Below are 22,513 nucleotides of genomic sequence, written 5' to 3'. Positions count from 1 at the left end.
TTCACCGGATGTTGGACATCCGGTATAAATTATTTTTTAGAAAAATTCATTTGAGCAGCCAAGTCATCAAAGGCACGATTTGGAATTAAATCAGCTTCGGTTAAATATGCCCGATCAATTGGACATGTGTGGTGTTGGCGTACCCAAAAACGAATACTATCAACCCCGCCTCCTTTATAGTCGTTAAATGTATGTCCATGGGGATCAATAACTGTAGGAGTTCCATTTATTCCGAGAGGATCAAGAGTAATAGGGTCCTGAAGTAGAACCATATTTGATTTAGAATTTTTTTCTTTTTTACCGGAGGATGCTTGTCCTTTTAATGGGCCAAAAATAAGTTGTGCCCATGAGGTGCGATTATAATGCTCCACTTGAGCAAGAAATTCATCTGAATGCACTGCGTTATCTGGGACACAACAGTCGGATTGGTTACCCCGAGCACCAACCGGAACCTCACCAGATTTTCCATAAACCAGAGCCACCCCATTAAGTACGGCATTTCTGCAAAGTTCAATCAAATCGGTACATTTGTTTAAAAAATAGGCAGGTATATAAAGTAACACCCCAAGACCCAATCCTGCCAGTCCCCCCAGTTCAGAACCGATGTAAGCAATAGGAGCAGATAAGGGTAAGAAAGGTATAAAAAATTCAAGAACTTTTGCTGCGATATAAGGAAGGGCAGTCAATAGAATGCCTACTGTAGCAACTCCAAGATTCCAGGCTTTTTGACCGTAACTGTTGGGTGCTTCATACACATTAAGGTTTTCGAAAAAAGTTGTCCTGCCAATAAAAACTGCAAACTCATCCAGTGAATCATAGAGCTTCTTCTTTAGAAAAAGAAATCCTTGGAACAGTAAGTCAGGGAAAAATAAAGCGGTACCTATAATGGCTCCGACAGGGGTGCCAATTATAAAACCTAATAGTTCTCCTATCCAACCAAAAACGCCACGCATGACGCCGTGGTGGCGGGTGCCATCTGCATATTCTATATGTGCGCTATTTGAGGCCCAGTAGGAGGTGTAATCTGGAATCCAGAATATAGCAAACATAAAGTCTAGAATTATCCCGGGAATACTAGTAAGTTCTCTTAAAACCCGGCGAGCCAATACATGTCCTACGGTTGCACCTTTAGCGAAATAAGCATACATCATTTATCCCCTTCAATTACCTAGTTATTTGGTGGGTATTTCTTATGGGTTATGTCCGGTGCCATTTTAAACACATTAATGGTTAATAACAATCTAATAGATTACAAATAAATCATTTGGTTTAAATTGAAACTCTTACTGCCTGCCGCAGTTTTATAGCGCTTGAATTTTTATTTCCAGGGCGCTAATCTGTGCAGGCAAACCAACCACAGGGATATGGAATTTGAATCGACAAAAGGGATTTTCCCTTACTGAAGTATTGATATCTTTAATACTGGTAACTACTTTGACTCTCGTGTTATTACAACAACAACGGCAGAGCAAACAATTATTAAATCAATTAGTTTTTCGAACACAAGGATCTCAATTTCTTGATCAAATTGAGGAAACCTTAGCGGCTAAGACATCCAAACTTCCTCCAATTCCTTCTTCGTATCATTTGGAAATACAACAACAACAAAACCACCAAATACTGATTCACCTTGCATGGTTTGAACAATTAGGCACTATAACCCGTAAACGTAGTCCCATAGGAAGAACTTAATAGATGAAAAAACAAACGGGGCTTAGTTTGACTGAAGTATTAATTAGTCTTTTTCTGGCAAGTTTGATTATGACAGTACTAATCCAGCTTTTTCTAGAGAGTAAGCATCAATATCTTGAGACGGAACAAGTTTTAGCAATACGTTTTGATTTGCAATGGGTGAGTGATTTGCTAAGTGATAGCATTAGACGCGCCGGTTTTACTCCATGTTTGGGTATAGAGCGCCTGCAAACTATTGACCGTCGAACGCATCAAAACAAAATTAAAGCTCTGCATGTGGGTAACCATCCGGAGCAATTGATTCAAGTCAATCGTATGAGTGAATATTTTGCAAAAATAATCAAAATTGAGAGTCGAACAAAAATATGGGTCAAGAATTCAGTGGTATTTCATAAAAAGCGTCCCCTAATTATTGCAGATTGTGAACACGCTGAGATACACGAACTACTCGATATCGAATCTCAAAGTGAGCATTCACTTATTGTTCTCAAAAAACCGCTATTTTTTACCTATAATACTTCAACTTATGTTGGTGAGTATCTTGAAGAGAAATGGTTCATTAAGAACAATACACATCATAAGGATACCTTACATTATAAGTTAATCCATACAGAGGAAATAACTCCTTTAATTCATTACATCCATACTCGAAAGCGAACCATAAAGGAGAAGCAGTTTCTCGAAATTACTATGGGTTTAGAGGAGAACAAAACACTGGAGCTTAGGGTCTTGGTGCGTGGATGAGTGGAACAAATAAAGGGTTTATTTTATTAATAACGCTACTTATTATTGGCGTGATCAGTATCCTGGCATTGACCTCGATGCAGCATATTTTGCTCTATTATAAGGCAATCAATAAACAAGAAATGTTACATCAGAGTTTTTATCAATTAGAGGATGTAACCTTGCAACTGTTGCATCAACCCCAAGCATTCAATCAGGATTGTTTGGTCCGCTCGGACTCTGCAAACCAAGCGATACATCATCTGCTCCATCAAAAAGGATGCTCTTTAATGAGTGGTTTAACCCAATACAAGTATTACATTGAAGATTTGGGGGAGTTCCCCTGTTTGGTAGCCCGGGATAAGGGGCGGAAGTTTGCAACACATCATCAACGCGTCACAGTAGTACCTATCGAGGATGGGAACCCGGTTTCTCTATTACAAATAAGGGTTATCAGTGCAGGAAGAGTTGTTCCTTGTCTTGCAAAGGAGCGGTCGATTTCTCTTGGAGTGAGCAGTTGGAGGTATTTACCTTCTATATAACTAAACCAGACTTTTGGGTTCTTTTGATTGATTTATATGTTTTTATCCTTTGATTTTACCAATTTATTAAATTTTTTTTATATTGAGCATTGATGCAATTTTTTTATTTGAGTGTTTCAAAAAAATTCTTTAATATCAATTTGTTATTAAATGAATTGTGTACGTACCAATAGGTTTTAATAAGAACTTAATGTTTAAATTTTGTTATATTTCGTTGCAAAATATTCCATAACGTGTAAAAATTGTTCGCCTATGAAAACGAAAATACGCTTTATTACACTTTTTTTAGCCTTGATTGCCGTAAGTAGTTTGGCATGGTGGTTTTGGCCCGCAAAACAGCCCTTAAAGATGTTCAAACAGGCTGATTTTGAACGTTTACCTGGTTGGAAATCAGCGGATTTGAAAAAATCTCTACTGACTTTCCAAACTTCCTGTCGTGCTTTTATCAAACAAAATCCCGAGGAAATGGTCGGGACGGATGATATAGATTTAAAAGTAAAAGATTGGCAACCGGCGTGTAATGCTGCTTTAAAAATTTCTCCTACATCAGAACAAGAAACCAAGCAATTTTTTGAAAAATGGTTTACGCCTGTGGAATTCACTGATATTGGCAAACCTGGATTATTCACCGGTTATTATGTCCCTATAATTAAAGGAAGCTATAAGAAATCCAAAGAATTTCATGTTCCTCTCTACGAAACTCCGGAGGATCTTGTGACCTCTGATTTGGGTCTATTTTTTAACGATTTAAAAAGTCGCCGTATTGTAGGTCGGTTAGAGGGTAAAAAACTGGTCCCTTATTATACTCGTGAAGAAATTAATAATGGAGCACTTAAAGGTAAAGCACGCGTTTTAGTATGGATTAATAGTCCAATAGATCGTTTGTTTTTAGAAATTCAAGGCTCAGGGGTAATTGAACTTGAGGATGGGAGCCATCTTTCTATAGGTTATGACTCTCAAAATGGCAAACCTTATACTGCAATTGCGGGAGTATTGATCAAAAAAGGAGTGATGACCAAAGATAACGCGTCAATGCAGGCGATAAAGCGTTATTTGGAAGCTCATCCTAAGCAGATGGATAAAGTAATTAATCAAAATAAATCATTTGTTTTTTTCCATAAAATGTCTGATGGCGTCGCTTTAGGCTCACAAGGTGTGGCATTAACCCCTGGATATTCGCTTGCTATTGATAAGCAATGGGTACCTATGGGAGCACCTCTTTGGTTAACTACTACACGTCCTGATAGCAACAATCCCAATGAAAATAAGCCTATGCAACGTTTGATGATCGCTCAAGATACAGGCGGAGCAATACGCGGCAAAGTACGCGGAGATGTTTTTTGGGGTGGCGGCGAAAAAGCAACTTTAATTGCGGGCCATATGAAAAACCATGGTCACTACTGGATTCTCCTTCCCAAGCAAGCAATATCTCGCCTAGAAAAAAATAAGTTAATCTCTGGATAATTTCCTTTACCCCCTGTCCAACCCAGGAGAGGGGGGTACTCTTTCGGTGCGATTTCTTTTTCCTAGGGAAAAAGGTGCGAAAGGGCGGGTAGGGGAGCCCGAAAAACCACTCCTATATCGATGTCTTAATTGATGCAGTTTTTCCCAGAGCCTCTTTTACAGGTGGTATCACGCTATTTAATGCTTCCGTATTGCCATTGACAGACGCCCCGTCATTTCTTAACGCATCAGCTAAACTTATAAATTTGTACCCATTATTTCTATATAATTCAATAATATCTTCTAAACATAAACTATTAATAAGATTAGCGTGGATTAATAAGATTTGTTTAACGGGTTGACCATCAACTTTTTTCGCTCTTCGCTCTGCGAGTAATGTCTGTTTCCAAATGTACGCCAAGTAGCGTTTTTTAAATGCTGGAAGAATTTGAGCTCTTTTTCTATAGGGGATTTTGTAGAAACGAGCATTAAACTCATAATCTTTACTGTCGATTGTTACTGGAGCGATCGTATATTGATGAGCAGCGAGGTAATCATATACTTTTTGTTTTTTCTGCCCTGTTCCTTCTGCTAAGTAAGGGTAGCGAAAATATTTTGGTTCGGTCAATACTGGCGCTAAAACCGTATCTGCGTGATCAATATCAGCAATGTATTTATCTGCACTCATATTATTCAAGCTTTTATGAGTATAAGTATGATTTCCTATGGCAAAACCTTGATTACGGAATGTTTCAAGAAGCTCCCATTCAGGTTTCGGAATAGATCCTCCAATAGCAAATCCAGTAGCGGGGACTTGATTGTCAACAAGAGCTTTTACTATGGCCATAAATCGGGCTTGAGTTCTTTTCAAGCTTCCTGGTGTAGCGGCACCAGAACCAACAAAAGGAAGATCATCAATTGTAATTGCAATTTCTTTTTCTTCTGCAAAACATGGAGAATTCAGGGCGCTAATCAAAAGGGTTACAGCGGTCCAGCGAAGTAACATGATATCCCCTAATTTTATTTTTATTATTTTAAAATAACTATAGTAGACAATTTTTAAAAAAGTATAATTTTTTGATAATTTCTTGTTTATCAAGAGAATTATTAGTGGTAAAATGAAAGGTTGGATGGAAAATTAGATTTTTGCATCCGATCCTTCCTTTTTGTTGAGCTTTTGTTATATACCCGTCCCCGGAAATAGTTGTTTGTTTTAAACCCACTAAAAACGAGAGGCTTCTTTAAGTAAGCTATACTTATACCATTCACTTGAACTATTCGATGTTGCACATGATCTAAGTATTAAGGTAGGAAGATGAAAAAAAGACCTATTCTGATCCAAAATACAGTGTTATTGAATACGAAAAACTTCCTTTCAGAAAAAATGGATCTTTTAATCGTTAATGACAGGATAGAAGATATTGCTCCACATCTTGATCATACGGATGCTGAAATTATAGATGCTCAAGATATGGTGGCTATGCCAGGTTTAATCAATACCCATATTCATGTATGGCAGTCGGGATTGCATGGTATTGCGGGAAACTGGAGCTTAACTAATTATTTTGAAAAAATGCTTGATGATCTAGGGCGTGAATTTTCTCCGGAAGATATGTATCTAGCCAATCTGTATGGGGCATTAGAACAAATGGATGCTGGAGTAACGTGCGTACTCGATTGGTGTAATAACATTAATAGCCTTGAGCATGCCCAGCATGCTCTACGAGGGCTGGAAGATTCCGGTATCCGTGCTGTTTTTGCTTATGGTACCCCTGGGATTGATTCATCAAAGTGGTGGTTTGAGAGTTCCGAAAAACATCCGCATGATGCAGTTAAGTTTTTTAAGAAACAGGTGCTCCAAACCAATAGTAGAATACAAATGGCCTTAGCTTTGCGAGGTCCTGATTTCACCCAAAAAGAGGTATTGCTTCACGATATTAAATTAGCTCGGGAATTAAATGTATTAGCTACGATGCACGTAGGGGTAAGTGCGGCAAAATTCGGGGTAAAAAAAATATACGAAATCGGAATGCTTAGTGACAAAATAAATTTTGTGCATGGAAATAATTTAGTACAAGAAGAATATCAATTAATTGCAGATCATGGTGCATCACTGAGCATCACTCCCGAGGTTGAAATGCAAATGGGACATGGTTTTCCAGCAACTGGAAAACTATTAGATGTTGGTGGCAAGCCTGTTTTAGGTACCGATATCCCCTCTAATATGAGTGGTGACTTGTTTACTCAGCTGCGTTTTGCTTTGCAGACACAGCGTGCACTGGATAATCAAAAGGAACTTGATGCTGGTGGGTCAGTCAAAAACATCCATTTAACATGCGATGACGCTTTAGATTGGATCACAATCAATGGAGCCAAAGCGCTTCATTTAGATCGATCTATCGGTACATTAGCTCCAGGTATGAAAGCTGATCTAATACTTATTAATCTCAAAGAGATAAACATTTGGCCAGTACATCGTCTTTATGAATCCATTGTATTTTATGCAAATAGAAATAATGTAGATACGGTTATTATTGACGGAAGGTGTGTAAAACGTCGGGGAAAATTGGTGTATTCGGATCTCAATAAATTAAAGGAGCAATTATTTGAATCAGGTGCACGTATAGTCAAAAATGCTAAGCTACTGTAGTTTATTCTATGAGGTAAAGCCATGATAAATAGCCCTCTTCAAATTTCTGCTTTTAAAGACATCCTATCGTTTATTTTAGAAACTCAAAAAAATGATCTCATCCATATAAAATATGTAAAGGATGCAAACGAGGCGCATCGTGATTTAAAGGATAAAAGGGCAGATATTGTTTTTATGTCTTATGATGATACTTTGTCGATGGTTTTTGAAGAGGAGTATGCTGATATAGCTGCAATAATGCCTGTGCATGGGGGGATTTTAGATTTATGTGGCAGTATCGATTTAAAAAAAAACACTATTAGAACAGGGATAGATACATCTACAGGATATGCGCGACTTTTAAGATTATACCTTAAGCAACATTATCCTGAGGAGTATGGTAGATTTAATTGGGTTTTTGCCGGTGCTACAAATCTTCGTTATGAACAAATAAAACGTCATGTACTCGATATAACATTACTTAATCCCCCATTTTCATATGATCCATGCATACCAAGAATTGAACCCATGGTGCAATTTACTGGTGTATATCAGGGGGTTGTTGCCAATATTAATCCCGTAAACTATTTCGATTCCAACAAGCGGATAACACTTAAAAAATTTATTCATTGGTATTATCAAAAAATTCATACAATGAAAAACAATCGAGAAAAAACTATCTCCGAGCTGGCGAGTTTCTATCAAATATCATTGAAAACGGCGGAATTAATCTATGAGCGCTTATGGACTGAAGATGGGTTAAATGAACACAGTAAATTTGATGAAGCGGCACTCCGAAATACAGAAAAGATTTTTTCGCAGGATACAGGAATTAAAGTTTCTGCTAGAAGAACTTGGATTATTAATGAAGGTTCTAGTTTCTGGTCAAAATAAAGGGACAACTTTAATGGCAAGGATATATTAATTTAATTGGAGCTTGCTATCTTCTAAATCGGAATCCTCTTCCTCGTCATAACTCCAATTTTCCCAAGGATCACCTATAGAAAATGCTGCTGCTAATTTGTTATATTGTTCTCGTACTAAGGAATGCACCTGATCAAAATATTTACTATTGAATGATGTATCACTTTCAGCCTCAGTCCATTTCAATGAGCGTACATCATTACGGAATTGTTCAAGTGAATTGTGTAGGTTTACTACAAGTAGATAATCCTCAAGATCAAATTCAAAACTATTCGATAAAATATGTTGTATCATAAATTTTGTTTTCAATTGCAAGATATTTATCTTTAATTGATAAATATCTTTGAGTAAACCTTGATTATCTTTTATAAAAGCACAAGTAAAGTTAGTGAGAAGAGTATTAATTTTATTTTGTAGTTCTTCTTTTTCTTTTACTAAAACTCCATTGATTTTCTTGTCCTTGAGGATCTCATTATATGCTGATTCGATATGTGACATATCCTTCTTAAATTCTTTATTAAGCGATTCGTAAACATTTATCATCTTCACTTGCGACGAATTGATAAAAAAGCGTTTAGAAGAAGCCATGTAATCACCAAAAAATAAGAATATAAAGGAACATATTATATAATAAAATATATTAAGTGAGCATTAAATGAACTTCTTGTAGTTATGTGTTTGACTGCATAAAACAATATTAATGACCTGGACAGTTTCTATGAATTCACCGTTTTTAATGCCTCTCCTGCATCTCGGTACCCCGCATCTATTCTTCTTTTGAGGGTGTTAAAAGAAAAATCAAAAGGGGCGTTTACATTTTCGGGATCTTTGTTTTCGATATAAAGGATATTTTGGATGTATTTGTAGTCGATTAGACGTTGATACCCTGGCAATTTCTTGATAGGGCTATCTATAGGTACAATTTGTTCAATTTCATTGATTACTTCAATGTATTCATTAATCTTTTCAGTTAATTCTTTATTAAAACGGATCTTATTGGAAAATTGAATTTCAAAAATCCGGTCAAAAACATCAACTAAATTAGTTGGTATTTTACCTTGGCTTGGGAACAGATTAATTACAATAATTTGCTTTTCCACATCCGGATCAGGAGTTAGATTCTCTAAGACAGGGGAGAGTGGAGTGTTTTCAAATAAACCACCATCCCAATAACAGGTATTTTTTATCGTCGTCATGGGAAAGCCAGGAGGTAAACTTCCGCTTGCTATAACATGCAGCGGTGTAATTTCTGTTCGATCCCTTCCCTGATTCGTAAACGTTTTGACTTTCCCTGTTGTAATATCTGTGGCAGTAAGAATTAGACGCATCGACGTATTATTTACTTTTTTAAAATCAATATACTTTTCTAATAGTTTTTGCAAAGGTTTGGTGGAATAAAAACTTGTCCAATCTGCTAAATTCCAATAATCAGTACGAGGGTAGAAAAAGGACGGATTTCCAAATAAGGCCAAATAAGAGGCTAGTTTTTCATTTAAAAAAGGAGAAGAAAAAAGAGTAAATTCTTCCCACATTGCTTCAAGAGTCGCAATGGGCTCATCTTTGGCTCCAACTAAGGCTACTGCATTAATCGCCCCTATCGACACTCCTGAAACAATATCTAGTGAGAATAAAGGCTCTTCATATAGGCGTTTTAAGGCGCCGAACTCATAAGCACCTAATGCACCGCCTCCTTGCAGTACCATCCCTGTTTGTTTCATGATGTCCATTCTTTATTATTTGAATCTAAGCGTTAAGTATAGATTATTTTCTTCAACTTGATAGGGATAAAAGTTCATCATGAAAATTACTTGGCTAATTAGAGATCTACATGCGGGATCTTTCGATTGCTCATATCTCCAATAACTATCACTGCTGGTTTCGCATCAGTCTGCGTATTAGTGCCATCCATACCTAGAAAATCATCATAGGAAAAAGCATAGGAGTTTAAATAGCTGTTTTGCGGATGATCAATATTTTTATCAAAACTTAATGCATGCATGGCCTCAGAATATACATTCACACAGGGGGCATCTTTAGTCGCGCCACATTGATTAGCGACGTAATCTACTGAATTATCAACATTGTTAAAATAATATTTGAGGAGTTGTTGCATTTGTTGTTTGTTTTTGAAAATTGGATTACCTGCTGAATCAAAGAAATCCTTACCTACGAAAGCAGATTCCTTTCGCATTAACATGCCAGAAACAATAGCAGAAGTGAGATCGCGTGCAATGGTTGAATCTATAGCATTTCTATTATAAAAAGGGGCTTGAGCTCCCATTAAGATTGAATTACTGGTTTGCGGCGAGCCTAGGTTATATGACAACGATTCAGAGCTTGAGCCTCCAACCGGGGAAAAAACTAATGTTTGACTATTTGGTTCAAAAGCTCCTGACCAAATCCCTTTATTTAATTCTTTTAAATCAATTTTAATGGAGCGATTAATAGCGGAAGAATAGTACCTACTCAGCTCATGGATGTAATTAGTAAAATATCCATTAAATCGAGTACCAAATCTTCCAGGAGCATCAACTCGCATTAATATATTCTCTGAATTATACACTACTAGACTGGACCATTCCGAACGCTTCCATCGAATTGAACATTCAGGAGAGTTTATTGGTTCACCTGCACTACGGCAAACGATGGTTTTCATATTTTTAATGACGCCTTCTATACCACCCGCATGTCCATACTCATGACCTGCTTGTTGAATCGTATAAGGGATAGCAATAAAATCAACTCCCGTGGGGTTAATCACTGTTTCTCCGCTGGTGCTGTAATTAAACTCGACCTTATCAAAAAGGGTTCCATTGGTAGTCGTTTGAGGGTTATTTACATCGGGCTGCTTTGGAGTCAAGGTATTATGATCGGTAGGCATGTCCAATGGATTTCCAAAAGAAATATAAATTCTGCCAGAAGTAAGATATGGAATGCAGGCTTGCGCTATTCCTCCCGAATTAGGAATCAATTCTGATAATGGAATCCCATAGTTTTTTCCATTCATAGTTACATCGTTAATATCAACAAGTGTACCTACTTGATTTCCATTATTAAATTGAACATAAGCATGTTTTTTTGTGGTTGGATCAATACCTAGAACTACGATATACGTATTTTTATTTTCAATACGTGTATTGTTAGTCTTTGATAAATCAAAGCGGACGGACAGGCCGCCTCCTTTACATGAGTTCTGTGAAAAGGCACATTCACTTAGAGTCAATAAACATACCACACCGAATATTGAAAGGCCCAATCTGTTCATTTTGAATATTTTCATTGGATCACCTTATTTAAGTAAAAAAATTAATCGAAATGTGGATTAATCCTCAGTTATTTATTTTTACCCATTTCATTTGATGCAATTATACCCAATATATCAGATTAATGATCATGTAAATACATAACAATGAGTTCTTTATCCGAAAATTCCTTTGAGATAAGTAAGTGACATAAATTCAATAGGACTTCTAAGTTTTGTTTGACAGTATCGATACTTCGTGAAAGATTTGGAGGAATGTGCGTTCTTCTTTCGTGAAGTAGCGTGGCTAGCCTATTATTAATGATTCATCTATATTTATAGGTGGGAGTCGAAAAAATGAAATTAAGTAAAAAATTGAGTTTTATGTTGGCTTATTTGTTGGTGATATTGCCTTTTATTGGTTTTTATTATGGTGGTTTTTATACGTTCCTCCCATTTTTTATATTATTTACCCTGGTCCCATGTATGGATATTTGGTTGCTAGACCCCAGCAATCCTAACCCTACTGAAGAACATTTATTGCTCAAAGCCAAATATTTTAAGCTCCTTACTTGGATATATGTGCCTTTGCAATGTTGTTTTATAATTTTGGCGGCGTATCTCATTGCACATGTTCCTTTAACAGCAAAAGAATTTATTGGGTTTAGTTTATCTATCGGGCTTTTAACCGGTGGAATTGGAATTACCCTTGCGCATGAGCTCATGCATAAAAATTCCCAAGTAGATCAACTTTTAAGTAAAATTTTATTAGTTAGCGTATGCTATGGTCATTTTTTTATTGAACATGTACGCGGTCATCATGTCCATGTGGCTACACCCAAAGATCCGGCGACATCTCGTTTAGGAGAAAGTTTATATCAATTTTTACCTAGAACAATTATTGGTTCTTTTCGTTCTGCATCAAATTTAGAGCGTAAGCGTTTAAAGCGTTTAGGATATCCCTGGTACCATGTCAAAAATCAATTTTGGTGGATTATCGGCATCCCCATCATTCTGGCATTGCTTCTTCTTTATTATGGCGGATGGATGGTTCTTCTCTTCTTTATGATTCAGTCGTTAACCGCCATTATTTTGCTGGAAATTATTAATTATGTGGAGCATTATGGTTTGGAGCGCAAGAAATTTGCCGATGGATCCTATGAAAAAGTTTCAATTCAACACTCATGGAATGCGAGTCATTGGCTTAGTAATATGCTTCTTTTTCATCTACAAAGACATTCTGATCATCATGTTCATGGAGCACGTCCTTATCAATTATTAAGACACCTTGACGCAAGTCCCCAGCTCCCTTCAGGTTATTTGGGAATGATTATTCTGGCTCTTTTTCCCCCATTATGGCGGAAGGTAATGGATAAGAGAGTGCTTGCTCATCGCGCAAACAATGAGCAAGAATAGTGCCTGACTTTTGTTCAACTAAAATGGGATAAGAAATTTTTAAGATGTGCTAAAAAATAACTATCGCTACAATTTAATAATACTATTTAGATTGTAGCGTGGAGAAGTGCTTAGAGTTAAACTATTTTTTATCACGCTTTAATTCAAATCAAGCCCCTGGTGATGTAAGTCAATCCTATTTAGGAATAGCGGTGATTTCGTCCTTGAGATTAATTTCTCCGTTAGCGGTGGAAGTCACTTGAGAACCGTATATCAAACTCATAGGATTCCAAAAGAATGAAAGTGTTTTTGAAAAAATGCTGGTGGTCTCGGTGGTTACTTTTTCAGATTCTTTATTTTTATCTTTCCTACGATCGATTATGCCAAAATGCTTAATGGCATGTTGTTCTGTCAATTTGATGAAATCGGTTTCTGCAAGCGGAGGAAGCGCCTGGGGTCTGTCTTTATAAAATCGTTCTGCAGCCGTTGCAATTAAGCCATTAGCTTGTCTCAGTAAGTTCAATTCATCGAGTTCAATTTTTTCCTTAGGAACTATATAACGCATAGCAGCCAAGTCAAAAAGTAGAGTTTGAATTTGGTGATAAAGTCTTGCAAAATCTTCAAGAGTATTTGCAAATTGTTCTTCATAGCTTTTGGTAAGTTCCTCGATCTCGTATTTTTCTAAACCCTTTCCAGTCAATTTTTTATGGATATGAGCTATTTTAATTGCTGTGGGATGGTTAGGTAATATTTTATATTCTTCAGAATTTATGATTTCATCCAGAATAACTGAGGGGGTACTCTCGTTGTGATTTGCTTGCATTAACAATGCACTAAAATAATGACTTAAACGATGATCTATAGATTCTTGTAAGCAATTAAAATCTTTTTCTAATCCCTGAGCTTGAAGCATTAAAGTATGGTTTATGCGGGTGAAACTTAAGTTAAGAAGTTCTTCCACAAACTGTTTAATGGTTACATTATCGGATACTGATAGTTCTTGAAATTTACTGATGATATCAATAATGGCTTGGTGAAGTATTTCTTTTTCTTGTTGTTTTTCATGGGATGTCCAATCATCAGTTAAATATTGCTGGCTCACCTGTTGGATGACTATGCCAAAAGTTTCCAACACGGTCTTCCGAGTTATTTCGGAGTCTAGGATAGATGGTTCTTTATCAGCGATTTTTTTTATGTGTTCTTCTAGGACCGCTCTTGCGGTAGCAAGCATCTCAGCAAGATTTTTCCTTTTAGTATCTAGGCCAAAAATTTTAAAGAAATGTGCTTGCATTAATAAGGCATGTTCTTCATTAACATAACCAGAATAGGTCGAAAAAATGTCATTGAAGAAGCCATAGAGATGTCCTTTAAGCAAAGTTCTGCGTTGCTTAGTAAGTCCCATATAGGAATAGTGGGTTGAATTATAGGCATCATATCCAATTTGATTTTTCGCAATCGCACCATAAAGTTTTCGTAAAATATCAGGAAAATCGAGTTCGACCACATTAATTGATTTAGATTCTTTAGAGTTTGTGGAATATTTTCTACCTAAAGCGGTATATTGGTGAAAAATCTGGCTAGCATCATTAAAGGCTACATCATGCTTACTTAAGAAATTAAGTATTTTGTATATCATTAATTTTTGGACATGAGTAGTTTTATAATCATCAGGGGAAACAATGATTCCTTGTTGAGAACCATCATTTCCATTTGAACCCGTGCCATGATGTCCAGGCATGGAATAGCGAACAAAATTTTGTTTTTCTTGGGAAACCACTTCAGGAAAAATCGGAGTAAACCCCCAATCAGAACGTTCATTTGCATAATAAATTAATTCAATATTTTTTATGATTTCGGGTAGGGTAAAAAAACGTTCGTCATACCAAGTAATCGGAAAGCAATCTCCTGGTACCGGATCGATTCCAAAAAAATTTATTGAAGCATTAGGTATAGAGGATTTTAGTTGACTAAACCATTGTACTTGCTCCTCTTTAGGTATCAGATTAATTTGTGATTTTAGGGACTCTATAATATCGGGTGTATTATTTGTAGGCGTACCTTTTTGTCTTTTGACTTGTTGATCAGACAACTGCTTCAATACTTCTTCAAAAGTAGAGCAAGACGCAATAATCGATTGTACTGCCTCTAATTCATGGGCTATCAAAATCGATTCCACAGCACCTCTACTATGCGCAATTATGTTGATTGTAGTTTGTCCGCGAGCTATTGCTTTTAGAATTGCTGCAAGCCCCAAGCCAATTTTTTCTCCGACATTCGCACCATCGGTTTTCGGACCATTAATTACAGTAAGTTCATCCGCTTGAAAGGGGTACGGATCTTTGGCGTCTACTTTTGTTATTTTCGCTGGTATTTTTGTTTTGATTAACGAAGAGACCACACTCAATGTCTCTCCTTTAGGGTAATCTTTTACTTTAGCTCCCTTAGTATAAGGGGTAGGTTTAGGTATTTGTTTTAATTCAGGGGTAAAGTCAGTGAGTGTTCCTAACATTGTAAGTGTGAATGGTTGTTTCTCAATTTTACTATCCATAGTATCTGCCCCATATTGTGACATAATGACTCATTATAGAATCTAAACTATAAAAAAATAAACAAGTTACGTTCATTTTTTGCATGGGCCTCATTTAAATTTAAAAGAATAGTTTTTGCCTCTGCAAAGAAATAGCATCTATTAGGTTAGTACTCTGTAGAGGGAGAGTAGCGAGGAATCTAGGTATCGGCATAAAATTTATATAAAGCAATTAAATGGATGGATTATTAACACTCACCCTTATAAAATTTTATAAGGGTGAGTAGTATTGATAGAATGTTAGAAGTTAAAATAGCTTCTATCATAGCAATATAAAATATGTTTTTGTTTTCCTAATATGACTGTAGTTTTCTTTGGTGTTGAGAGTACTTTCGCTTTTGTAATTTTTTTAAGAGTACAAACACGTTCAGTGGAATCAATTTTTAAAAAGTAGAAGCCACCAACAGGAGTTACAGCTTCTGGTAGAAAGTACGCACCGTTACGCATCTCTACAGCTGTAAAAGTAGGCGCGGTTGTAACATCTTGAATGCTCACTTTATTATTCACTTCGGTAACATTTGCATCCACGTCTACATCGGTAGCAGTCATGTTGCTTGTTGATTGGTTCACATTTGTAGTGCTACTGGTTCCTTAATTATCATTTGAAGGAGTGACCGATGTATTTGTACTAGATGGAGTAGTAGTTGTATCTGCTCCAGGTGAAGTACTCGTAGAAGTATCCGTAGATGGGGTAGTTGTAGAAGTATCCGTAGATGGGGTAGATGTAGAGGGATCCGTCGATGGGGTAGATGTAGAGGGATCCGTCGATGGGGTAGTGGATGTCGTAGTAGTGTCAGGTGGTGTACTCGTACTTGGGCTTGCTCCATTAGACTGATTCATATTATCGTTGTCGGCCGCAAAAACAATCGTACTACTTAAAAGAAGTAGTGTGCCTAAAATAGGTCCTTTTTTACTCATTTCATTCTCCTTAAAGTTGAGAGCTATCCAGATATTAGCATAGCAATGAGAAGTTTGTTGTCAAAAAGGTTGTTTATTGATAAAAGTGATTTAATTGTTGTCTTTTTGGGGCTGGCAATACCCTAAAGCTCCCAAATGCTTTGAAAATATCTTCCAGTTAGTTAGAGCGCGAGTCGAAAAGATTAAAAACCAAATTTAAATCAACATAATGATTTCATAAATAATGAACGGAGATATCTTTACTATAATATCAAATGAGTTGTAAGTTAAACTAAACTAGCAATGAAATTTGATGCTGCATAAATCTACTCTTCACGCATTTGGAGGTAGTATGGAACACGAAACACAACTATTGGGTGAACAACTCATGGCGGGTTTGAATCCTCCATTTCCTAAAACATCCTCCGAATTCATCACGGTGCTGGCCCATTTTCATCGAGCTGAAATTGCTCGGATGGCAGGATGGCGTGATCGAATTGATCGCACAACCAACTGGGCGATTACTGCTTCAGCTGCAATGCTTTCGCTGTCTCTCTCAACGCCTTCTGCTCATCACGGGGTGCTTTTGTTTGCAATGTTGCTCGTTCTGCTGCTTCTACTTATAGAGTCGAGACGATATCGTTTTTTCGATGTCTACAGAGCTCGTGTCCGTATGATCGAACGCTATTATTTTGCTCCTATATTCCTGTCCACTAAGGCCATCGAAGAGCCGTGGGCACGCACTCTTGGACAAGACTTGCGTGAACCGCGCTTTCTCATGAGTTTCGGCGCGGCCATATCGCGTAGGTTACGCAGAAACTATGTGTGGATGTTACTCATTTTGCTCATGGCATGGATTCTGAAAATATCTTCTCATAAGCTCCAAGTTGTAGGAGGGCGTCAGGAAATAGCAATGTCTTTTCTCGGAGTTGTGGAGAATGCTTCATTGGGTCCTATTCCTGGATGGGCTGTTATTACACTGGTTGTCTTGTTCTTTATATGGGTTGCTTATGCCTGTCTTCATTCACCAGAATATACTGGCGAATTATTATACGGTGATGTGCATGTATGAGGAGAGGGCGTATTTAAGCTCAACGTTGTTTAGAAGGGATTGTCTGTATATTCCGTTCGGTTTTAAACATTTGTTCTTGAAAAGATAAAGATAATGACGCCTTTAATATCGGATAAGCTGTCTTGAACTAGAGTTCAAGACAGTCCCTCGTGCATTGTTCCACTAGTGGATATGTACAGTTTGGTCATTTACTCACTTTATTTATCAAACAATGCTCCTGGATCCATGCATGCAATTCACTGACAAGATAATTTGCTACTTCATCTTCGGGCATGTGATTACTTAGAGTCTCGCAAATAGTTACAAATGACGATTCGTGAATAATTGCATTGAGCATGGTGAGTTCTAAATGTTCTAGCTTGCGGTATCGTACATCAAGCTGACGACGCCAAACCATCACACATTGTGGCGTTTGAAGCTTCTTAGGCTTGGGAAGGGATTTATTACGGCGTAACGCATTAATAAGAGAAAGACTATTCCACTGCATAGTAATAATTTTACAGGATGGATGCAGATAAAATTTCATTTCAGGCCATTGACTTAGTGGTAAAGATTGCAAATCAGCCACGGAGAGTATGTTTGGATCATGCGCTACAATAGCTTGATATTCTGTCCATTCAAATGCAGCAATTTCAGCTAAATAGGGTTTTTCCCTATAAGGCAACGTTTCAGTCAAAAATTGATTAAGATTCGACCCAAAATTATTGAGCGAATAGGAGTATGATGGATATGAATGAGTATAATTTCGACTCATTTGGCTAAATTCTTCGTCACCCATTATCGCTGCCAAGGTACTGTAGTCGCTCATTAATGTTTCTTCAAGCCGGCTGTAAAATCCATTGGCATAGATGGCCACTCTATCTGCAATGGAGCCATGAGGTGGAACATCAAGATGAGGATTAATCAGCGGCTCGGATGTCAGAATAGAATTTTGTAATAATGTATGTAGTTCAGATAGTTTCATGTGCTAAACCCGTTTTTTCGTGCGATAAACAACTTAGCTTAATATTTTTGGCGTATTCTAATTCTTGCCGCCTCTCATTGTAAAATTATTGGTTACGGCCTAAGCTGAACGAGCGCATGGAAACTGAGCCAAATTGAATTTTTTCAAATTCAAAGTCTAGTGAATCATCCGCTTCTGAAGCGCCTAAAGTGTACAGTAAAGGGAAGTAGTGGTCCGGCGAAGGAACACTTAACCGACCGACCTCTGTAAACAGTAATTCTTCAAGCAGAGGTTTATAATTTTTTTGGCTAATACATTGTTTTACTTGTTCATCAAACTCTATTGCCCATGGATAAGGGGGCGCATTGGGATTATCCCAAATGATCATTTTGTCATTATGAACAATATTTCCACTGCCCACAATGAGTACTCCCTCATTACGTAATGATCTGAGGCGATTACCTAATTCAAAATGATACCCAGCTGGTTCTGCCATATTAATACTTAATTGAATAATGGGTATATCGGCATTAGGATACATATGATTAAATACAATCCAAATACCCTGATCAAATCCCCAATGTTCATCCAGTTGGATATGGGGTGTTTGAATTGCTGCTTTGACTTTCTCTGCTAATTCCGGCGCACCTGGCGCAGGATAGTTTACTTTAAATAATTCAGTAGGACCCTTGTGAAAATCGTGTATTGTCCTGGGAAAAGGGGTGTGGGTAATCCATGTGCGTGCAGTAAGCCAATGAGCAGAAATACAAAGAATTGACTCTGGAGGAGGTAGTTTTTTTGCCAACTTCCTAAGCATTTTTGTGAAGGGATTGTCTTCAATCGCATTGACAGGACTTCCATGTCCGATAAACAAAACGGGCATCTTAGTATGCGTCATAATATCTCCATTGGCTGTGAATAAACTATCCCTATTATGATTTTAGAATAAAAATCCATTTGCACAGGGAATGAATGTAGTCAGGTTGCTTGCAACCAGGAATATAACTCTCTATTCTTTCTTGCAAGTAAAATTTAATTATCTTTGGGTGCAAGCAACCGCCTCTTTTCTTGTCCCCGAAGGTTCGTCGCTTAGGATAGATCTGGATCCTGCGGACAAGCGGTGGGGCGTAGGGGTGATTAATTCGCGATGGGTAGAGATTCAGTTTTGGCAAACCCGCCGCCCTTGCCAATTTAGCTTGAGGAAACTACTCATCATGAAAAAAAATAATATTGTTGTTTTGGATGCTAAGCCTTTAATTAGCGATGGTTTATGCCTCGATAGTCTTTATGAGTTTGGGGAGGTTCATCTTTACGATCAAACACCTCCGGAACTCATTCTAGAACGTGCGAGAAAGGCTGAAATTATCCTCACTAATAAAGTAAAACTAACGGAACAGCATTTGGGTAAGCTTCCATACCTTCGTTATATTGGCGAAATGGCCACTGGTGTTGACAATATTGATCTCAGGGCGGCCGTAAAACATAATATTCTTGTGACGAATGTCCCTGATTACAGTACCGACAGTGTGGCACAGCATGTGCTTGCTTTATTACTTGCTAAAACTAACCGTGTTGAAGCTCACAATCAATCTATCCAAAAGGGTGAGTGGCAAACCCAGCCTTATTTTGCCTATTGGTTAAATCCCATAACAGAATTAACGGGAATGACTTTAGGATTAATGGGTTTTGGAAGAGTAGCCAAGAAAGTTGCCCTAGTGGCCAATGCTTTGGGAATGAACATTATTGCTCACAAGCCGACACCTTTTTACGATAAACGAGTAAGGTGGGTGAGTTTTGCAGATCTTCTAAAACAAAGCGACGTATTAAGTTTGCATTGTCCCCTGACGGAGTCAACACAAAATATTATAAACAGTAATACTTTGAAACAAATGAAGCCGACAGCAGTGCTCATTAATACTGGGCGCGGTGGTTTGATAAATGAAACAGCCCTGGCAAATGCGTTAAAATCAAAGCAAATAAATGCTGCTTACCTTGACGTTCTAAGTCAAGAACCTCCAAGTATTGATAATCCTTTAATTGGTTTATCTAATTGCATTATCACGCCTCATATTGCTTGGGCTTCTGTAGCAGCACGTAAACGTTTGCTAAATACAGTATGTGAAAATATTGCTTCTTTTGTTAATGAACAACCTATTAATGTAGTACGTATTTGATCGAAAAGATCCACCCCAGTTGTCCCATTTACTTTTGCAATCTTTAATAATTGTTTCATTGGTGAAGTCGATCAAGATGGGTTGCAGCGAAAGACAAGCTGGGCTGTTGCCCAGCAGGAAGTGTTATATTACTGATGAAATGATTTTGTTTGAGATGGCTCGTGTTCGTCTTTTCTTTGTACCTCAGGCTTATTGAACAAAAATCCAGGTTTAAATCCAAAAATGCCACTTGAATTACCTTGTCTTGGAGTCTCAACTGAGGCAGGACGTTGTTGACTTTGGAAAAACCCAGGTCTCAACCCCATAAAACTGGTCGTATTATTTTGTCTTCCAGCTTCCATTGGACCAGCTTGTTGTTGACTTTGGAAGAGGTCAGGTCTGACTCCAGAGGTTTGAGTAAGAAGCCCAATCAATCTTATTGTTAGTAACATTTCCTCCATACTGGAAATATTGAATGGGAGATTTAGAGAGTCTTGCTCTGGTTGTTCCGTTGGTTTAGGTATTTCAGAGGATGAAAACCCACATTCGGTTAATTCACTTACATCTTTTTTGGATAAATGGCTTGTCTTCTCTTGTTTTGCATGTTGGACAAGACTATTTTTTTCTTCCTTAGTTAATTTACGTTCGTTTAAAAATTCTTTTTCAAGTTGGGAATCTTTAAATCCAGTATAAAAAATTCCAAACGCTTTTAAGAGTGTATTGACTTCTTCCTCAGTAACAAATTGATCATTAGCATGTCCAGCTGATTTCTGAGCAATCAGTAATTGTTCGAAAAAATGCTTTAGTAATTCAGGTGTTACCTCTTGATCAAAACTATAATGAAAATGGGGTGTATGGGTTTCTTCTACAACTACATGATGCCGTTTTATGTGTTCAGCATCCTCTCCCCGAACCATGTTTTGTAGATGTTCCAATGAAGCATGCTCAGACAATAAATGATTAAACCGTTCCCTCACCTGTGCAGCTAGATGTTTGTTGGCTGGATCAGCAGTTTCAAAATTGACATTAATCACATCGTTTATCACGACTAAATAAATAAAAACATCTTCTTTAGATTTTAGATCTATTCTAAATCCCACAGTCATCCCCTTGTATGAATTGTTATGAATCAAAAATTTGTCGCATTTTATTTAACAAACCTTAAGCGAATATTAAGAAGTTGGGGATATTTACTAATAATGGATACATCTAGAAAGCAAAAAGAGACTTTTGAGGTTTGCTTTTTTGTTTGAATATTGCAAGTTTCTTGGTAATTTTATATTCTTCGCAGCAAAAGTAGTTTACTAGATTCGTCAAGGATGCGCCGCATGGTACAAAGAATAATTACCACTTTGGTTTTAGTCTTAGTTTTTCCTAATTTAAGCTGGTGTATAGAAAAGAAAGGATTAATAAATATTCCTGGATTATATTTAGGTTTGTCAGGGATTAAGGATAATTCCTCCTATAATTTTCGACGCGCTGAATCGAGCACTTCCTCACTTTATCTGGATTTTGATCGCTTTGACTGGTATGGCTCAGGTTATGGGGGGGAGATTTTTTTTGGATATGGTAAACGGGTTATAAAAAATTTTTCCCTCGCTATAGAAGGTTTTTATGACGCCAGTTCCAATGAGGGAAATATCAAATTCATTGACTCAAATACACTTTACACGCGAAACCTTCACGGAACCTTTCGCCAAAGATGGCAATACGGTATTGTCGCACGACCCGGATTTAATATTAATGAATACGCCCAATTATATGGACGGGTGGGATATCTCATCAGCAACATACAACTGAGTGGCGGAATTACCCAAACTGGAGTTTTGGGCGGGTTTTCTGGGAAATTTTCCTCAGATAAGAATTGTCAAGGGTTACAATTGGGACTGGGAGTGGAAATGCCGTTGAACTCAAGACTGAATGCCCGTATCGAATGGGTATGGAATAGCCTGCAAAATTTTACCAACCAATCACTAATTAAAGACTCAAATTTAAATACCTACACCACCTTTAGAAGGGCATCTAATATTACATTAGAACAAATTAAAGTAGGTTTAAGCTGGTAACTTTAATTGAGTTTTAAAGGTTAGATAAATGTCGGAGACTATTTAATCGCACACTTGTCACTGGAACGCTCTCATATTTGAACTATTTAGAATTTAATCCTCCGGTTTATTGTTCAGAAAATATTTGGCAATAACCAATATTTATCATTTTCTTTTCTATTTCCGACTCTGAAAATTTGGCTATACTTTATAAGATATGGAATAAT

At 37.2% G+C, this 22,513-nt stretch carries 21 protein-coding genes; 10 read left to right on the top strand and 11 right to left on the bottom strand.

Features of this window, described 5'->3' with window-relative positions; genetic code table 11:
• Positions 1-29: 29 nt before the first annotated feature.
• Entirely contained in the window at positions 30-1,151 is a 1,122-nt protein-coding gene (locus ACWTE2_RS02775; protein WP_454784056.1) for an RING finger protein, read from the bottom strand.
• Between the two features lie 220 nt (positions 1,152-1,371).
• On the opposite strand from ACWTE2_RS02775, the gene ACWTE2_RS02770 reads away from it, so the two are divergent.
• The 4 genes from ACWTE2_RS02770 (at position 1,372) to mltA (ending at position 4,421) form a co-directional block, all read left to right on the top strand.
• Complete coding sequence (locus ACWTE2_RS02770; RefSeq protein ID WP_454784055.1) at positions 1,372-1,692, top strand: prepilin-type N-terminal cleavage/methylation domain-containing protein; 321 nt, start codon at positions 1,372-1,374, stop codon at positions 1,690-1,692.
• Positions 1,693-1,695: 3 nt separating this feature from the next.
• Positions 1,696-2,436 (top strand): PilW family protein, encoded by a 741-nt coding sequence (locus tag ACWTE2_RS02765; RefSeq protein WP_454784054.1) that lies wholly within the window; start codon positions 1,696-1,698, stop codon positions 2,434-2,436.
• A complete protein-coding gene (locus tag ACWTE2_RS02760) occupies positions 2,433-2,957 on the top strand; it encodes a type II secretion system protein (protein WP_454784053.1) in 525 nt (174 codons plus the stop codon). Before ACWTE2_RS02765 ends, ACWTE2_RS02760 begins: the two co-directional genes overlap by 4 nt.
• 252 nt (positions 2,958-3,209) lie before the next feature.
• Positions 3,210-4,421, top strand: coding sequence for a murein transglycosylase A (gene mltA, locus ACWTE2_RS02755; protein WP_454784052.1), 1,212 nt, complete (start codon positions 3,210-3,212; stop codon positions 4,419-4,421).
• 112 nt (positions 4,422-4,533) lie between these two features.
• Here mltA and ACWTE2_RS02750 read toward each other — a convergent pair whose 3' ends face one another.
• Entirely contained in the window at positions 4,534-5,406 is an 873-nt protein-coding gene (locus ACWTE2_RS02750) for a polysaccharide deacetylase family protein (protein WP_454784051.1), read from the bottom strand.
• A 309-nt stretch (positions 5,407-5,715) separates the two neighbouring features.
• On the opposite strand from ACWTE2_RS02750, the gene ACWTE2_RS02745 reads away from it, so the two are divergent.
• Positions 5,716-7,050, top strand: coding sequence for an amidohydrolase family protein (locus ACWTE2_RS02745; protein ID WP_454784050.1), 1,335 nt, complete (start codon positions 5,716-5,718; stop codon positions 7,048-7,050).
• Positions 7,051-7,071: 21 nt separating this feature from the next.
• Entirely contained in the window at positions 7,072-7,923 is an 852-nt protein-coding gene (locus ACWTE2_RS02740) for a hypothetical protein (RefSeq protein WP_454784049.1), read from the top strand.
• A gap of 27 nt (positions 7,924-7,950) precedes the next feature.
• Here ACWTE2_RS02740 and ACWTE2_RS02735 read toward each other — a convergent pair whose 3' ends face one another.
• The 3 genes from ACWTE2_RS02735 to ACWTE2_RS02725 all read right to left on the bottom strand — a co-directional run bounded on the left by ACWTE2_RS02735 (position 7,951) and on the right by ACWTE2_RS02725 (position 11,233).
• A complete protein-coding gene (locus tag ACWTE2_RS02735; RefSeq protein ID WP_454784048.1) occupies positions 7,951-8,541 on the bottom strand; it encodes a hypothetical protein in 591 nt (196 codons plus the stop codon).
• Between the two features lie 128 nt (positions 8,542-8,669).
• Positions 8,670-9,671: a patatin-like phospholipase family protein gene (locus ACWTE2_RS02730; protein WP_454784047.1), complete on the bottom strand. Its 1,002-nt coding sequence runs from the start codon at positions 9,669-9,671 to the stop codon at positions 8,670-8,672.
• Positions 9,672-9,769: 98 nt separating this feature from the next.
• Positions 9,770-11,233 (bottom strand): beta-1,3-glucanase family protein, encoded by a 1,464-nt coding sequence (locus tag ACWTE2_RS02725; protein ID WP_454784046.1) that lies wholly within the window; start codon positions 11,231-11,233, stop codon positions 9,770-9,772.
• A gap of 318 nt (positions 11,234-11,551) precedes the next feature.
• On the opposite strand from ACWTE2_RS02725, the gene ACWTE2_RS02720 reads away from it, so the two are divergent.
• Positions 11,552-12,610 (top strand): alkane 1-monooxygenase, encoded by a 1,059-nt coding sequence (locus ACWTE2_RS02720; RefSeq protein WP_454784045.1) that lies wholly within the window; start codon positions 11,552-11,554, stop codon positions 12,608-12,610.
• A 175-nt stretch (positions 12,611-12,785) separates the two neighbouring features.
• Here the strand turns inward: ACWTE2_RS02720 and ACWTE2_RS02715 are convergent, their stop codons facing one another.
• The 3 genes from ACWTE2_RS02715 to ACWTE2_RS02705 form a co-directional block, all read right to left on the bottom strand.
• Positions 12,786-15,161, bottom strand: coding sequence for a hypothetical protein (locus ACWTE2_RS02715; protein WP_454784044.1), 2,376 nt, complete (start codon positions 15,159-15,161; stop codon positions 12,786-12,788).
• 255 nt (positions 15,162-15,416) lie between these two features.
• Positions 15,417-15,725, bottom strand: a complete 309-nt coding sequence (locus ACWTE2_RS02710; RefSeq protein ID WP_454784043.1) for a hypothetical protein — start codon at positions 15,723-15,725, stop codon at positions 15,417-15,419.
• Positions 15,726-15,767: 42 nt separating this feature from the next.
• A complete protein-coding gene (locus tag ACWTE2_RS02705; RefSeq protein WP_454784042.1) occupies positions 15,768-16,094 on the bottom strand; it encodes a hypothetical protein in 327 nt (108 codons plus the stop codon).
• A 292-nt stretch (positions 16,095-16,386) separates the two neighbouring features.
• Here ACWTE2_RS02705 and ACWTE2_RS02700 point away from each other — a divergent pair, with 292 nt between their 5' ends.
• Positions 16,387-17,145 carry a DUF2270 domain-containing protein gene (locus ACWTE2_RS02700; protein ID WP_454784041.1) on the top strand — a complete coding sequence of 253 codons (759 nt, stop codon included), beginning with the start codon at positions 16,387-16,389 and terminating at the stop codon, positions 17,143-17,145.
• A gap of 184 nt (positions 17,146-17,329) precedes the next feature.
• Here ACWTE2_RS02700 and ACWTE2_RS02695 read toward each other — a convergent pair whose 3' ends face one another.
• Both ACWTE2_RS02695 and ygiD read right to left on the bottom strand, forming a co-directional pair.
• On the bottom strand, positions 17,330-18,109 hold the full coding sequence (locus ACWTE2_RS02695; RefSeq protein ID WP_454784040.1) for an HvfC/BufC family peptide modification chaperone: 780 nt from the start codon (positions 18,107-18,109) through the stop codon (positions 17,330-17,332).
• Between the two features lie 85 nt (positions 18,110-18,194).
• Positions 18,195-18,986 carry a 4,5-DOPA-extradiol-dioxygenase gene (gene ygiD / locus ACWTE2_RS02690; protein WP_454784039.1) on the bottom strand — a complete coding sequence of 264 codons (792 nt, stop codon included), beginning with the start codon at positions 18,984-18,986 and terminating at the stop codon, positions 18,195-18,197.
• 316 nt (positions 18,987-19,302) lie between these two features.
• Here ygiD and ACWTE2_RS02685 point away from each other — a divergent pair, with 316 nt between their 5' ends.
• Positions 19,303-20,262, top strand: coding sequence for a D-2-hydroxyacid dehydrogenase (locus tag ACWTE2_RS02685; protein WP_454784038.1), 960 nt, complete (start codon positions 19,303-19,305; stop codon positions 20,260-20,262).
• 128 nt (positions 20,263-20,390) lie between these two features.
• Here the strand turns inward: ACWTE2_RS02685 and ACWTE2_RS02680 are convergent, their stop codons facing one another.
• Positions 20,391-21,341 (bottom strand): hypothetical protein, encoded by a 951-nt coding sequence (locus tag ACWTE2_RS02680; RefSeq protein ID WP_454784037.1) that lies wholly within the window; start codon positions 21,339-21,341, stop codon positions 20,391-20,393.
• 228 nt (positions 21,342-21,569) lie between these two features.
• Here ACWTE2_RS02680 and ACWTE2_RS02675 point away from each other — a divergent pair, with 228 nt between their 5' ends.
• A complete protein-coding gene (locus ACWTE2_RS02675; RefSeq protein WP_454784036.1) occupies positions 21,570-22,307 on the top strand; it encodes an outer membrane protein in 738 nt (245 codons plus the stop codon).
• Positions 22,308-22,513 lie beyond the last annotated feature (206 nt).

The organism is Legionella nigrisilvae, assembly GCF_977063395.2.
Note: the sequence above shows the minus strand (reverse complement) of the source record. Positions and strands in the feature narration are given on the sequence as shown.